Origin of the sequence: Sphingobacterium sp. UME9, from assembly GCF_014170215.1 — a bacterium.
GTDB lineage: Bacteria > Bacteroidota > Bacteroidia > Sphingobacteriales > Sphingobacteriaceae > Sphingobacterium > Sphingobacterium paramultivorum.
This window is the reverse complement of the sequence record NZ_LZZP01000003.1, coordinates 1,541,165-1,555,893: the sequence shown is the minus strand read 5'-3', so window position 1 is coordinate 1,555,893 and position 14,729 is coordinate 1,541,165. Positions and strand designations below refer to the sequence as shown.

Below are 14,729 nucleotides of genomic sequence, written 5' to 3'. Positions count from 1 at the left end.
ATCGATTGAGTTTCCACGGGCAAAAAGTATCGATTCAGTATTTATTAAGTAATAAACGTGTTATGAAATGAAAAATCCTATAAAAACAAAATTAGCTGCGTTTGTTGCGCTGCTGTTGTTCACGACCTGCATCGCAAGCATAGCCAATGCGCAGGAGCGGTCCAGCATGCGGAGAGCTGACAGCAGGATAGATAAAATGGATATGAAGCAAATCCCTTATCGAATTCCGCAAAATCCGGAAGACATCAGTCCGTTATTGTGTGGAGAAAAAATACCTATGGCAGTATTGGTAGACGTTTCAGGTAAAAGGTTTGATCTCAATAGAGCGATTTCCCAAAAGCCGACCATTTTGGTTTTCTACCGCGGTGGCTGGTGTCCTTATTGTACCAGACAACTTTCGGGCTTACAAGAGGCCTTTCCCGGCTTGGAAGAAATGGGGTATCAGTTGATTGCCATAAGTACAGACGAATCCGAGGGATTAATGAAAGCTGCAGCGAAAGAAAAATTAAGCTATACACTTTTATCGGATGCAGATCTTTCACTGTCGAAACAAATGGGGATTGCGTATAAAGCTCCGAAAGACTACTGGGAGATGCTACCGAAAACAACTGGAGGTAAAGACACCGACTTGCTGCTTCCGGTTCCATCAGTATTTATACTTGATCAAAAGGGAACAATTCATTTTGAATTTATCAATCCCGATTTTAAACAAAGATTATCCTCCAATATGCTGCTTGCTGCTGCAAGCAGCATTAAAGAAGACCTTTAAATTTCTAGCTTGTGGGCGTTAGGCTCTTACAAGAAAATGATTAAATTTAAGCGAATTGAAATGCTGTAAGTAAATGACAACATGATTAGGGAGTATAGCGATAACGCAACAGCAGCACTTTTTGTGATGCACAGTGACAACAGCCAGTTTTCAGGCAGGGGACTTCGTAATGCGAATTCCCTGCCTATCAATACATTTATTTATAACAAGGGCGGCGAACAAAAAGTGACGATCGATGAGATCAGCTATACGATGCCATCAAGGTGTATACTTCCTTTGGTTTCCAATCAACATTTTGTATTTGAACAGCCCGATGTGCTGACTGCCTGGCAGTTTAATAGGGAGTTCTATTGTATCGTTGATCACGATGCTGAGGTCGGTTGTGTTGGTTTTCTGTTCTATGGTATTCGACATCCAATGTTCATTGTATTAAATGAAACTGCTGTGGAAGAAATGTCTCATCTGGAGAATGTGTTTTCAAATGAGATGATGGTAAAAGATAATTTTCAGGGTGAAATGCTGCGCACCCTTCTTAAGAGAGTGATTATCAATACCACAAGAATTGCAAAGCTCCAAAGTGAAAGCTATCAGTTATTCCCCGACGAAAAAATGGATATTGTGAGAAAGTTTGCATTGCTACTAGAATGTAACTTTAAAGAGGAACATGAAGTCAGGTTCTATGCGGCTGCACTCAACAAATCACCAAAAACACTAAGCAATGTATTTGCGCTGTTGAAACAGTCGGCGCCATCCGTTCTAATCCGCAACAGAATAATTCTTGAGGCTAAAAGGTATCTCCATTATACCGAGAAGTCAGCGAAAGAGATAGCTTACGAACTGGGTTTTGAAAGTCCTGCTCATTTTAGCCGGTTTTCAAGATGTACTCCGGAACAAATATTTCTGTCTTTAAGAACCTTTGATCATTATTGCGTTTAAATACAGACTGTCATGTTGAACATGAATAAGAGGTGCTACAAATAATGTGAAAAAACGGCAAATACTGCCCTATAATTTTCTTTGTTTTCAACAATTTGTGTGCTAACTTATGACCTATTAAATCTTCAAAAATAGGAATCGATTCATTGGTGAAAAGCTTTAGATATTTAAATTTTATATAGCCAGTATCAGGATTGAATCAACGTAATAGGACGACTTTGTTTTAGCTAGTGATCATGAAAGTTTATTAATCATAGAAGCGAAAATAAGAGAATTTAAATAATCAACAAACCGAAACGGAGCACAGAAAAAGAATGAAAAAAGGAATAAATAATCTAATATTAGCTGCTCTGATTTTTGGATTTTTTACAAATTGTCACCAAAAAGAAAATAGAAATTCTAATTTTAATAAAGATAACAAGTTTGAATTTACTGAAAAAAAGAGCATAGTGTATGTTGAGAAGTTTGATGGCTTTTTGGTCCATTTCTTTTGTGACTCAATATTCCAAATAAGTAGAATCGATTTCCCGCTCAGAGGCATGTCAACTGAATTTGTTTTTAATGAAGAAGAAGCAAGAGATTCAGTTGGTAATTCTTTTTTCATTAAGGACAGAAAATTTTATTGGACTAAAATGAATTGGACCGTTATTCAGTCGGCGAACCTTAATAATGTCGAAGATTATTCCTTTTTCAAGAAAAAAGGCGATAATTATTATGAGATAACCTATCGGTCAAAGTTAGACGACATTGTTTTATTTTTTAGATTTCAATCTGTGTCCGGACATTGGTACCTTACATATTATAGTTTTGAATGGAACTAGGTAAATGATCCTTTAAGAAAGGGGAAATTAATAAAGCTTACTTTGATCATCAAAGAGGGCGACTTTTTCTTCATGTTTATGGAAGAAAACGATGATGATTTGCTAGCAAATTCGGAATTTTGGAAGCAGGAAATTGAAGAATTGATTATAAATAAAAATGCAAATTCGACAAGTTGAATTTTAGAGCATGACAATCTGTTATCGACAAATCTAGTTTATAAATATGCATTTGAATGAGGGCATTTCACATATAGTCAAGGCCTTCGAGTCTGAGCGAAAGACTAGAATCCTATTTTGAAAAATGAAATATGTTGTTACTTTTACTTTCTCTTTTTTTTTCATTATAATTTACTTTGATCGATCACATTCGCATAAAACTGTTCGAAAGGAGATACAAAAACTAATAAAAATGAAAAGTAAAATAAGCTTAGAGAAATTCGATATTGAATGCACTAATTTTACTATTGGACAGAAGAATTTAGGTTTTCATTATAGGAAAGCTGACTTATATTTTATTGAAGACGCACTAATTATTGTCGGATTTTATACACTATTTAGAATATAAAAAATGACTAGCATTGTCCTGCCTAAATGAGTATCTTTCAAAAAAATATATAATGAAAACCAAACTCCTAATTTTAACCCTATTTATTGCCAATTTCGGTCGTGCACAAACCTCATTAATGGATAGTTTAATTCAAAATAGCTATTCGACCTTTAAAAAAAACAAAAATAACGCTTTTGACGGCAAAGGATGGACTACTTTGCTAGATGAAATCAGCAAAAACAACTCCGTATTATTGGGCGAGCAGCATTTCACCAGCGAAATTCCTTATTTCACAAACGCGGTCGTCAATAATATTAAGTTCGATAACTATATTCTGGAAATTGATCCCTATACAGTCAATACAATATCAAAGAAAATTAAATCCTTAACTCCTTCTGAACTGGACAAATTTCGCAATGAGTCGGGGTCTGCTTTATCTTTTTTACAAGGTGAGGCTGAGTTTGACTTATTCAAAAACATAGTAGATCAGAATGTCAAAACCTATGGAGCTGAACAAATTAGTTTATTTTCAGATCGCTTGCTTTTTTCGGAATTAAGTAAGCAATCCAAAAGTGCTAAAGCAAAAGAAATTTATACACAGATGATTGCTAATTCTGCTGCTTTTGACACAAAAAATAACACCAGATTCTATTTGTTCTCTGATGATTGTTTAGAAAAAATAAATGCATTGACCGCTCTCAATTTATCCGCCATTGAGAAAGAACAGCTTGAAGCGCTAAAATTAAGCAAGGATCTATATTTAAATCGAATTCATCGCTTAAGGATTCAATATATCAAACATCTGGTTTTTGAGAAGCTTCCCGAATGGAAAGACAAGAAGAATCTTTTCAAATATGGCGCTAATCACATGCCTAAAGGAGAGAGTTTAATGGAAGTATTCGATGTTGGTAACCTGGTTGCTAATATTGAAGAGGCAAATTACCGGAAGTCATTACATATTATGCTCATCGGAAAGGGCGAAGGTGAAACATTGGCTGATTTGGATCAATATAAATCGTTTTTAAGCGTTGTAAAAGATGACAATTGGTATGCCTATAATTTGAGACCCTTACAACAAGCAATCTCTAAACAGAAGCTTAAGGTAGAGGATTTGGAGTTGGAAAGAATTATAAAAGGTTACGATTATTTGGTTTTCATCCCCAATATTACCAAAACACCCAAAAGAGGTAAACAGGATCATTAAATCCTTTTCAAAAGCCGGCTTTCTATAACACAGCCGGCTTATTTGTTTGATTCATATAGATCCTTCCAAGTTTGTCTATAAATCGACATGCTTGTTAAGTATATATTTTTAACCGATATTGAATGCCTACTTTCGTTTATTCAGGGCGAAAAGGATGAATATGGTACATTAGCTCAACTGCAAAAGACTGTAGATCAGGGTTCGGGATGTGCGGAAGAATTAATTTATTTTAGAGCCCAAACATTGCTATCGAGAAAAGAGATCTTATTTAGGTTAATTGTTATACTCTTGATCTGTCACAGGTTTAAGCCATACTGTTTCTCCCTTTTCCCTGCCTGTTATGGCAATCTGTACAAAAGCAGAATCGGCGCTCGCGCCATGCCAATGAGGAACATCTATTGGGCATTTTACAACTTCTCCTTTACGGACGATTATTTTTTCCTTACCTTCTTCCTGATAGAAGCCGACACCATCCAATGCCAGAATAATCTGTCCCGCCGGATGAGAATGCCACTTGGTCCTGGCGCCAGGCTCAAAGGTCACACTTCCAACAGCATTCTGATTGATCCGATCTGCGGTTACTAGATTATTTAACCACACTGTTCCTGTGAAATTGTCATTTGTAATCCTTTTACCTTTTGAAAAAATAGGATCATGTGTTTTGTCCTGTTCAGTTTTTGGTGGTTTGATCTGTTGAGTACATGAAATTGCCAAGATTCCCGTCAGAAATAGTATCGTTGTATTGTTTAAATGCATGATTTTAAATTTTTAAATAAAGTTTATCCTTTCTATTCGCTAACACTTCATCGAATATTTTTTGTGCAACTATAGCCTCTTTTTTGCCCACAGTAGATTTAATAATAATTATAAACTGCTGTAATTGTTCTTCCGATAAACCAACATTTAAACAAATTGCCAAATGCGATTTCAGCATCGGTTCCACGCCGCCTATGCTGGCTAGTACAGAGACTGTTACCAGTTCTCTTTCAGCGTAGGTAAGAATATCCCGTTCAAAAATATCAGCAAATAGATGTTCCTTTAAAAATAGTTCAATAGTTGGAGCAAAAGCAGCATAATCAGTTTTTGGATCTTTTTCGGCTACTCCTGTAAGCTGTTCCAAAATCGCTTTGCCACGATCATATTTTGCAATAATATACTTTTGTTTCTTCATGATCATTCTCTATTAGTGATCCTTTCTATTTCATCTCTTTTTGGAGTAGAAAGACTAGCGATCGCATTCTTTACGAAGATATCACTGGTTGAATCGTTATTAGTTCCCAGGAGTAAGCAGTTTGGTGAATGACAGTGATCCTAGTTTCCAAGTGCCATTTTGTTTTACGTAGACTTCCGTAACCATAAAGGGATTGGTTACCTCGTTACCACCAACGACAGCAAGTAGGTCGATCCTATTGAGAAGGATGGCTGTATTGTCAATGATATTAACCGATACTTCATGGATATCAGCCTTTTTATACCAGATTCCGCCACTTTTTATGACATCAAGTTCCCTTTGTTTTCCCCAGGATCCCCCCATGTGGACAAACATTGAATTTTCATGAAAAAGGCTGTCCAATGTGCCGATATTTTTGTCGGCCATCAATTGCCATTTATCTTTTGAAATTTTGATGATTTCCTGATCAGCAGGCGACTGTGCAAATGAGATCTGAATTCCGGAGAGGGCCAAACAAAGGCCGAGTAATAATTTTTTCATAATCATAATAAAGTATAGTGTATTTTTTATTAAAGGTTCTGGTGATAAAACTCAACCAATTTATTTACAGCTTTTGTGACGTATTCCTTTTTCCAGTAAGTTTCAATGTGTGTAGCTCCTTCTAGTAAAAAGAGCGCTTTGTTTTTTGCGTTTTTAGCCTTTGAAAAAGCCTCATCGGTCATATACTTGGTATCTGCCTTGCTTCCAGCGATCATCAACAAGGGCTGATCGATCAGTTCGATACCATCGGTCGCGTCCCATGTCATCAGATCCATCAAGCTGCTGGTTGTATATAAAAACGTTGAATTCGGATGGGCGTGCGTCCGATAATAATATTCAAATCCTTGCCGATAGAGATCTGTTGGAGTTTTGGCGATCTCTTCGTCCGTTATACTAGCTACGCCAGAATACTTGATTTCTCCGCCTGCTGCCTCCTGTGCCCGGGCATCTGATGCCTGTTTCAATCGTTGCTCAATTGTATTTTGTTGGGAATTTTGAAAACCGTTGCGTCTCACTTCACCAGAGTTGAACATGCTCAGTGTAGCAACAGCTTTTAGCCGTTTATCAGACTGTGCTGCTTTGAGGGTATAACCGCCGCCGCCGCAGATCCCGAGTGCACCGACACGCCCCGGATCCACACCGGCGTAACCAGCGATATAGTCTGCCATGCCATGGATATCCTCTGTTCTGAACTGGGGTTTGTCGGTATGGCGGGGTTCGCCACCGCTGGCTCCCTGATAGGCGGCATCTGCGGCTATTGTAATGTAACCCGCTTCTGCTAGTCGCTGTGCATAAAGACCGGCAGTTTGTTCTTTGACCCCACCATTGGGATGTGCGACTATAATGGCAGGATATCTTTTTGAAGGGTCATAATTCGCCGGAGTATATACATTAGCAGCGATCGCTATTCCGTTTAATTTATAGCTCACAGGATGTATATTTACTTTTCCCTTTACATTTTCCTTTATAGCATCACCATACACAAGGCCAAATGGATTTTTTGATTTGTCCTGTGCTTCTGTGATGAGCCCCGTCGCCATAAACATGGCTACGATGATATACTTGATTTGTTTCATTGATTGTAATTTTATGCTTTCCACTTCTTATTATTTTGTGAATCCAAGTTTTTCAAGCCATTGGGCAAGTTGAACGGTAAGCTGTTTTTCTTTTTCACCTGATATCACAAAGAGGATTCCGTCCCGTTCTTTACCTGCTTTTGTTGTAAACCCTTCCAATATTTTGCTTTTGGAACAAAGTTGTTTGATCGTGTCAAAGCTGCTCCCAACGCCATATCCGGCATTTGTATTAAAAGGGACAATCGTCTTTCCTGCCAGATCATACTGTTTTAGAAAACTCTTTATGGGGGGAGGGAGCTGCATCCCCCAGGTTGGAAAACCCACAAAGATGAAGTCGTATTTTCCTATGTTGTCTATTTTCGTTTTTAGTGGCGGCAGATAACCCGTTTTATTTTCTTCGGCAACCTGGTCGACAGCGGTTTGATAGTGAGCGGGATAAGGATTTTCGAGCTCAAGACCAACCAGATCACCGCCTACCTGCCGATGGATAATCTCCGCTACAGCTTTGGTATTTTTTGTCCGCGATAGGTAAACGATCAAAACTTTCTGATTATTTAGCGAATCACGGGGAACTATCGGGAAACCTTTGTTTTCAAATGTGGCTTCATTTGCTCCCGAACAGGAAGTTACCGCAAACAACAGGCAAAGTAGTAGGCAATATAAATATCTAGTTTTCATTTGCATCGTTTTTGATTTATACAAAGTTCCCTAAATCAACTTTCTTTTTAGGTAGACGGATTACGGATAGTACTACCATTATTACTTATCCAGTCCTTTTTGTTTTAACCATTTGGATAGTTCATCCGCAACTTGCAAATTGTTGAGATCCGAAAAAGGAAAATGAGTATTTCCCATGATTCCAACTTCAGGAAGATGGATTACCGTTGCATTTCCGCCATGTTTATTAATTGCCGCGGCCCATAGTCTGGCCATTCCCAGCCCCGAACGCCAGTGGTCTTTGTTCCATACATTAGTCGGCTCTTTGGCAATATTATCCCCATAGTAAATGACAATGGGGATTTGGGTCAGCTTTTTAAAATCAGATAGGGGAATTGTAACTCCTTTGAGTTCACCAAACAACCCCGCGGATTTTATGGGAGCCGGAAGTTCACCCTCTGGAAATACAAATCCACTGTATGGTTCGTATGCGACGACCGCTTTGACTTTATCGTTTTTGATCGCGGTCAGCCAACCTGGACCTCCGCCTTGGGAGTGGGTGACCAAGATTCCGGCATTAATCTTATCAAATAGACTGGATACCGCTGCGGTAATAACGGTTGCATCGAAAGCACCCGTATTGGGTGTCATCTGTCTATAGAACTGTTCTAATGCTATACTATCCTTTGGAAACTGAACATTTGAGAAATAGTTGGGGTAATTGCCTATACGAAATTGTGTAAACCAGAACTGCTCATCTGCCGCAGGCTTGATCGTTGCTTCTACCATGCTTTTTCCGGCTTCCCCACGTCGCGGTTGGTCGATGAGGTACACTGAGAATTTCCGACGGAGGAAAATGTTCTGAAAGCCTTCTCTACCATCTGCTGTTGTTTCCCATGTTTTTTTTGATTGGCCTGCACCATGCAGAAATACCAAAGGATACTTGTGGGCTTTTACCGGTTTTTGATAGAAAACGTAGGCATGATCGCCATGGAAAGTTTGTCCTTGAGGACTCAGGGCATCATTTACGTTAAAGTGCCCAGCTTCGGTCTTGATTGTACCACCAACTGCAAAGCTGCCTTGTTCATCAATGAGCAAAGGCTTTTGTTTTTTTTGGGCATGTACCGTCATCGATAAAATAAATAGGGCAGCAGAGGCTGTAATATTTCGTATTATTCTGTTCAATCGCATAGTTTATTTTTTATTTACCGACTCTGTTCTGTAAAGCAGCAGGATATCGTTCGCCTTGGATGGTAATCGCTGAAGCCGCCTGGTTGATCTCCTGTATTTCCTTTGTATCTAGCTGAACAGCAATGGCGTCAATATTTTCCTTCAGGCGATGTAGTTTTGTCGTTCCCGGGATTGGGGCAATCCATGGTTTCTGAGCAAGCAGCCATGCCAATGCAATCTGCGCTGGAGTGGCATCTTTTGCACTTGCTATCGTTTTTAGGAGATCTACAAGAACCTGATTCGCTTTGCGATTTTCTTCCGAGAAACGTGGTACGATGTTACGGAAATCCGTCGGGTCAAATTTTGTCGTTTCGTTGATTGCGCCGGTTAAGAAGCCTTTTCCCAAGGGGCTAAAGGGCACAAAACCGATCCCAAGCTCCTCCAGTGTAGGGATGATCTCATTTTCAGGTTCACGGTAAAAGAGCGAGTATTCGCTCTGCAATGTCGCTAGGGGCTGCTCTGCATGTGCTCGACGGATAGTTTCAGTTCCCGCTTCAGAGAGTCCCCAATGTTTTACTTTACCTTCAGCAATCAGATCGCGGATGGTTCCGGCCACCTCTTCAATAGGGATATTGGGGTCGGTGCGGTGTTGATAGAATAGGTCGATTCGGTCCGTACGCAGACGTTGGAGGGAAGCTTCAGCAACTTTTCTGATTCTGGCGGGACTACTGTCCAAACCTTTTTTTGAATCGCCATCTTCGAAACCAAACTTAGTTGCGATTACCACATGATCTCTGAATGGCTCCAGTGCTTGTCCAAGTAGGGTTTCATTGGTAAAAGGGCCATAACATTCAGCCGTATCGAAAAAGGTAATCCCAGATTCAAAAGCAGAGCGGATTAATTGAATTGCCTCTTTTTTGTCCGTAGCCGGGCCATAGCCAAAACTCAAACCCATGCAGCCTAATCCAAGTGCGGACACTTCAAGTCCACTATTTCCCAGTTTTCTTTTTTCCATTTTAGTATCAATTTAGCGTTTTAGATATCAAGTTTTCTTTCACTCAGCGATCTGACCATCTTAGGGTCCCGGTGATCAAAAAATAGACTTTCTCCAGTGTCTAGGGATCTTATGGCATCCATTTCCTTCTCTGTCAGTTCGAAATCGAATAGCTTGAAATTTTCGGCTATTCTTTCTTTACGAACTGATTTGGGGATAGCAATGATGTCCCGTTGCACAAGCCATCGGAGGATGACCTGTGCAACAGTTTTATTGTAATTTTCTCCTATTGACTTAAGGACCCCATTATGGAAAATATCATTTTTCCCCTCTGCAAAAGGACCCCAGGATTGGGTCTGGATATTATTTTCGTTCAGGAAAGCTTGATTTTGAATTTGCTGTTGAAAAGGATGTGTTTCGATCTGGTTGACAGCCGGAGTGAAACCACTATTGACAATGAGATCCATCACCCTGTCCGGCTGGAAATTAGCAGTCCCGATGGCCCTTATTTTACCGGCTTCATAAAGTTCTTGCATCGCTTTCCACGATCCAAAGATATCGCCATAAGGTTGGTGGATCAGATATAGATCGAGATAGTCCAATTGCAGTCTTTCCAATGAGCGGTGGAAGGCGGTCTTGGTTTTCTCATATCCCGTATCCTGAACCCACAGTTTGGTCGTGATAAATAGCTCTTCACGTTGGATAGCGCAATTTTTTATCGCTTTTCCTACTGCTTCTTCATTCAAATAAGAGGCCGCGGTATCAATTAGCCGGTATCCAGTTTCGACAGCATCAATAACAGCACGTTCGCATTCTAAGGCATCTTTTATTTGGAAAACACCGAAACCAAGGATAGGCATTTCAATTCCGTTATTTAGTTTTACTTTATACATAATGAAAATCGTTTATGTAGTATACAATCCAATGATAACAAAGTTCGGTTTTGCAGGCTAAGGTTTTGGTAGATGGATTACGGATAGTTCTACCAATATTACGGATTCAATACATTATTGGATTTCAGTTTTGTAAATTTGTTTCATAGCATTAAGGCAAATGGAAGAGATCATCAATTTTAAGAGTATTAGCGAATACAATAATTTCAATAACAATGAAACATTGCATCCTTTGGTCAGTGTTGTCGATTTGAGCAAAGCTGATCCTCGTAAACTGTCAAAGCTCAGGTATGAGTTCTATACCGTGTTTTTTAAAGAAATAAAATGCGGAGATCTCCGGTATGGACTTAAGAATTATGATTATGAAGAGGGAACATTGATATTTTTGGCTCCGGGGCAGGTCATTGGGGAGAACGGCACCGAATTCTACCAGCCTCAGGGGACAGCATTGGTATTTCATCCAGAGCTGCTTTATGGTACTTCTTTGGCAAAGGAGATTGCCAACTACACGTTCTTTTCTTATTCGGCTAGCGAGGCGCTTCATCTTTCCGAGCAGGAGAGGAGGGTCATTATGGATTGCCTCAACAAGATAAAGCATGAACTGGTACATAGTATCGACAAGCATACCAAAAAGCTCATTGTCTCCAACATCGAGCTTTTCCTGGATTATTGTCAACGGTTTTATGACAGACAATTTATAACGCGCGAAAATGTTAATAAGGGTATTGTAGAAAAATTCGAAGAGATTTTGAATGCTTATTTTCAGTCAGATGAACCACAACAAAACGGTCTGCCTACTGTGGCCTACTTTGCTGAACAATTATTTCTTTCTGCCAACTATTTTGGTGACCTCGTTAAGAAAGAAACAGGGAAGACTGCGCAGGAATATATTCAGAATAAGTTAATCGAAATTGCCAAGGAAAAAATATTCGATTCGAATAAAACCATTAACGAAATTGCATTTGAACTTGGCTTTAAATATCCGCAGCATTTTAGTCGCCTATTTAAAAACCGTGTCGGTTATAGCCCAAATGAGTACCGGAATGTCAATCTGAATTAGTTTTAAAATGAGAAGCCTTGATATTCTGCTCATTTAAAAATTACAAGAATGGCAGAGGCTATGGTATATCCTTCGTCTTGACCACCAAAAGTGAGGAGGAGCCAGTGTATGTTCAATTAGAAGCTATTTCTTGCAACAGGTTATCATATTTAGGGCGCCATCCCAATTCTTTTCTGGCTCGGTCAGAATTGACAAGGATATTTGAACCTAATCCAAAATGTGCCATTATTGGTCCCCAGAGAGCAATGGCATCCATTATTGAAATCTGTTCAATAGTGTCCTGTTTATAGCCTAACCGAGATATGATTGAATAGCCTATTTCGGAGAATGAAACTGTTCCATTTTCTGCAAAGAAGAAACTTCCCGAATTGGCTTTTTCAATAGCCAATACATATAAATCTGTTAAATCATCAATATGTACATTGGAAGTACGATTTGCTCCCGAGCCTATAAGAACAACTTTGTTATTTTTTTCAGCCGCTTTGATTAGTGCTGGAACCTGAGAAGATTCCTTTTTTAACCCTTTCCCGATCCCATAAACTAAGGTAGGACAGATAACGATTGTATAAATGCCTTTTTTACTATAACCAACTACTTCTTTATCAATAACTACCCGTCCCTTTCTTTCTAATAGCGGAAATTGAGGAATGTCTGTATAGATTTTTGTGCTGGGATATTTTCCTTCAGCTTTATCTCCGACAATGCCTCCTCCAGATGTATGTATATACATCTTACCAGTTCCCTTTAAAGCTTTTAAAATGAAAGCAACTAGGAAAGTATCGTCTGAATCGGCGGCGTTGATCACAATCTCTACTTCTTGTAAAATGGCATAACCTTCGGGGTTGCCATCTAGCTTTGTATGTACAGGTTTTACACCTAAATTCATTACTCTTTCGATGTCCTCCACACGCCTCACCAAACCATAGACACTGAAGCCTTTTTCCAATAATTTCACAGCGATCGATCCGCCAACATATCCTGTAACTCCAATTATAAATACACGTTTTGTGTTAAAACTATTCATTATGTAATATTTAAGATAAACATATAGTCTTTAATACGTAAAACTTTGTCCTCTATGCTAAATGCTACCATTAGGACTGTGTTTTACCATTCTCTTTTTCAGAAGATTCAAGCACAAATTTATAGTCTATTATTATAAATATACCATACAGATTTTTCAATAGTAATCAGTACAGATGAGACGTGTTATTTCTATTAGTTTGAAAATAGATTTAGACCACATGTGCTTTCGGAGGATTTTGGATAGTGAAAAACCAAAAGGAGTAGCTGCACTTGGTATGGTGAGGATAGCGATAAATGAGCTTTTCAGAAATGTTAATTGAGCTTCAGCGTAAAGAACTTACTTTGTTTATTTACTACTTTCTTTAAAAATGATTATCTAGCTCTTTGTGAATTATGATCGAATTTAAAAAAAAGGAATTCACTGTTTAACAATGTTAGACTGTAAAATTGAATTTCTTATAACCATAAAAAGTTGATTAATGTCCAGGTTAGGGGATAAAACCGATTGAACATAATTTGTACATCGCTTTGCTTCACAAAGAAAAGTTTGATGTACAATAAGTAAAATGACCGTGTCGGGATAAAAATAATTTACAAACGAAAAGAAAAGTGCTGTGTCTTTAAATACGAGGCGATAATCTATCAGCAGCAATTCTGGCCTTTCATTGATGTAAGAATTGCTGCTGATAGAATCAATAGAAGTTGCTTCAAGTACAATATTTGCCGGACTTTGTATATGCTCAGAAAAAAGTATACGGTAGGCGAACAATAGCTTTCTCAAATTCGTAATAATACCAATATTGATTTTTTCCATACCTAACGATATTACTGTTATTTACAAGCTTTCTACTTATCGCTACCGATATATTGATACCTTTAAAATTGAGGTATACGCTGATTTAGGGATAGCATGTCAGATTTGTGCTGAAAAGCATTTTCTACCTTTTCGGCTTCTTTATCACTTACAGTTTTTCGAAGCGATTGGCTCGAGAACCTATTTTTGTTTTTGGTATAGCATATTTCGATTCCTTCCGAGATACAATAATCCTTTCCTGAAAAATCGACCAATTTATATTCTTCACCTATAAAATACTTGTGAATGGGCAGCGACTGAAGCATATCCGTGATGTCTTTATCCGATTCAAAAGGAATAATTTCATCAACAAATTGACAACCCTCCAATTTGATAAACCGTTCGACCATTGTTTGTGCTGCATCTTGGGATTCAGCATTCTGTATGTTTGAATCGGTTTTAAGTCCTACAACCAAATAATCACATTTGCTCTTGGCTTCCTGTAGTGCAACAATATGGCCTACATGTAACATGTCGAATACGCCGAAAATAATACCTACGTCCATATATTCATTATTAGTTTATGCATTTATACGCTTTAAGGCATAGTTAACTCCCTCATTTATGTTTACGACTGAACCCGCACTGACTCTTTCTTTCGATGCAATTATTCGGCGTAATGAAGAACTCGAAAACCTGTTTTCCCGTCTATTGAAATACAATTCTATTCCTTTTTCTTCGCAATATTGCCTTCCTGTAAATGCTTTATCCATATATTCATCGCCTAAGATCCGCACATGTATTTTGAACGAACGTAATACATCTTCCAGATCCTGTTCTGTTGCATATGGAATAATCATATCTACATGTTTACATGCCTTTAATTGCATATAGCGTTCAAATACAGATTGTGTTGGCTTGTTTTTCTCTGGACGATCAAGTGTTGGATCGGTTTGTAGGCCGCAGATCAGAAAGTCGCAATGTTCTCTGGCATCTTCGAGCATTTTAATGTGACCTGCATGGAGCAGATCAAAAGCAGAAAACGTAATTCCTATTTTTTTCATTTTATATT

At 38.5% G+C, this 14,729-nt stretch carries 16 protein-coding genes; 5 read left to right on the top strand and 11 right to left on the bottom strand.

The features are described 5' to 3' along the window. The first annotated feature begins 67 nt into the window (after nt 1-67). The 4 genes from A9970_RS08260 (at nt 68) to A9970_RS08245 (ending at nt 4,277) form a co-directional block, all read left to right on the top strand. Nucleotides 68-769, top strand: a complete 702-nt coding sequence (locus A9970_RS08260; protein ID WP_182981938.1) for a peroxiredoxin-like family protein — start codon at nt 68-70, stop codon at nt 767-769. An 81-nt stretch (nt 770-850) separates the two neighbouring features. Next, nucleotides 851-1,705: a helix-turn-helix domain-containing protein gene (locus A9970_RS08255; RefSeq protein ID WP_259655343.1), complete on the top strand. Its 855-nt coding sequence runs from the start codon at nt 851-853 to the stop codon at nt 1,703-1,705. A 314-nt stretch (nt 1,706-2,019) separates the two neighbouring features. Further along, nucleotides 2,020-2,526 (top strand): hypothetical protein, encoded by a 507-nt coding sequence (locus tag A9970_RS08250; protein WP_182981937.1) that lies wholly within the window; start codon nt 2,020-2,022, stop codon nt 2,524-2,526. Between the two features lie 617 nt (nt 2,527-3,143). Then, nucleotides 3,144-4,277, top strand: a complete 1,134-nt coding sequence (locus A9970_RS08245; protein WP_182981936.1) for a hypothetical protein — start codon at nt 3,144-3,146, stop codon at nt 4,275-4,277. A gap of 273 nt (nt 4,278-4,550) precedes the next feature. Here A9970_RS08245 and A9970_RS08240 read toward each other — a convergent pair whose 3' ends face one another. The 8 genes from A9970_RS08240 to A9970_RS08205 all read right to left on the bottom strand — a co-directional run bounded on the left by A9970_RS08240 (nt 4,551) and on the right by A9970_RS08205 (nt 10,778). Further along, nucleotides 4,551-5,033, bottom strand: coding sequence for a cupin domain-containing protein (locus A9970_RS08240; RefSeq protein ID WP_182981935.1), 483 nt, complete (start codon nt 5,031-5,033; stop codon nt 4,551-4,553). Nucleotides 5,034-5,037: 4 nt separating this feature from the next. Beyond that, nucleotides 5,038-5,448 (bottom strand): carboxymuconolactone decarboxylase family protein, encoded by a 411-nt coding sequence (locus A9970_RS08235; RefSeq protein ID WP_259655342.1) that lies wholly within the window; start codon nt 5,446-5,448, stop codon nt 5,038-5,040. 99 nt (nt 5,449-5,547) lie between these two features. Continuing rightward, on the bottom strand, nt 5,548-5,988 hold the full coding sequence (locus A9970_RS08230; protein ID WP_182981933.1) for a nuclear transport factor 2 family protein: 441 nt from the start codon (nt 5,986-5,988) through the stop codon (nt 5,548-5,550). Between the two features lie 29 nt (nt 5,989-6,017). Beyond that, the gene (locus A9970_RS08225; RefSeq protein ID WP_182981932.1) at nt 6,018-7,064 is read right to left on the bottom strand and encodes an alpha/beta hydrolase; all 1,047 of its coding nucleotides are present in this window, start codon (nt 7,062-7,064) and stop codon (nt 6,018-6,020) included. Nucleotides 7,065-7,094: 30 nt separating this feature from the next. After that, nucleotides 7,095-7,742, bottom strand: coding sequence for a flavodoxin (locus A9970_RS08220; RefSeq protein WP_182981931.1), 648 nt, complete (start codon nt 7,740-7,742; stop codon nt 7,095-7,097). An 81-nt stretch (nt 7,743-7,823) separates the two neighbouring features. Continuing rightward, nucleotides 7,824-8,912 carry an alpha/beta fold hydrolase gene (locus A9970_RS08215; protein ID WP_182981930.1) on the bottom strand — a complete coding sequence of 363 codons (1,089 nt, stop codon included), beginning with the start codon at nt 8,910-8,912 and terminating at the stop codon, nt 7,824-7,826. 10 nt (nt 8,913-8,922) lie between these two features. Further along, nucleotides 8,923-9,906, bottom strand: coding sequence for an aldo/keto reductase (locus A9970_RS08210; RefSeq protein WP_182981929.1), 984 nt, complete (start codon nt 9,904-9,906; stop codon nt 8,923-8,925). Between the two features lie 20 nt (nt 9,907-9,926). Further along, nucleotides 9,927-10,778: an aldo/keto reductase gene (locus A9970_RS08205; RefSeq protein ID WP_182981928.1), complete on the bottom strand. Its 852-nt coding sequence runs from the start codon at nt 10,776-10,778 to the stop codon at nt 9,927-9,929. Nucleotides 10,779-10,938: 160 nt separating this feature from the next. Between A9970_RS08205 and A9970_RS08200 the strand changes: the two genes are divergently transcribed. Further along, nucleotides 10,939-11,838, top strand: coding sequence for an AraC family transcriptional regulator (locus tag A9970_RS08200; protein ID WP_182981927.1), 900 nt, complete (start codon nt 10,939-10,941; stop codon nt 11,836-11,838). A 112-nt stretch (nt 11,839-11,950) separates the two neighbouring features. Here the strand turns inward: A9970_RS08200 and A9970_RS08195 are convergent, their stop codons facing one another. From A9970_RS08195 to A9970_RS08185, 3 genes are all read right to left on the bottom strand, one after another. After that, nucleotides 11,951-12,862, bottom strand: a complete 912-nt coding sequence (locus A9970_RS08195; protein WP_182981926.1) for an NAD-dependent epimerase/dehydratase family protein — start codon at nt 12,860-12,862, stop codon at nt 11,951-11,953. A gap of 878 nt (nt 12,863-13,740) precedes the next feature. Further along, entirely contained in the window at nt 13,741-14,223 is a 483-nt protein-coding gene (locus A9970_RS08190; RefSeq protein ID WP_120333755.1) for an adenylyltransferase/cytidyltransferase family protein, read from the bottom strand. Nucleotides 14,224-14,238: 15 nt separating this feature from the next. Beyond that, nucleotides 14,239-14,721, bottom strand: coding sequence for an adenylyltransferase/cytidyltransferase family protein (locus tag A9970_RS08185; RefSeq protein WP_120333754.1), 483 nt, complete (start codon nt 14,719-14,721; stop codon nt 14,239-14,241). Nucleotides 14,722-14,729: the final 8 nt, after the last annotated feature.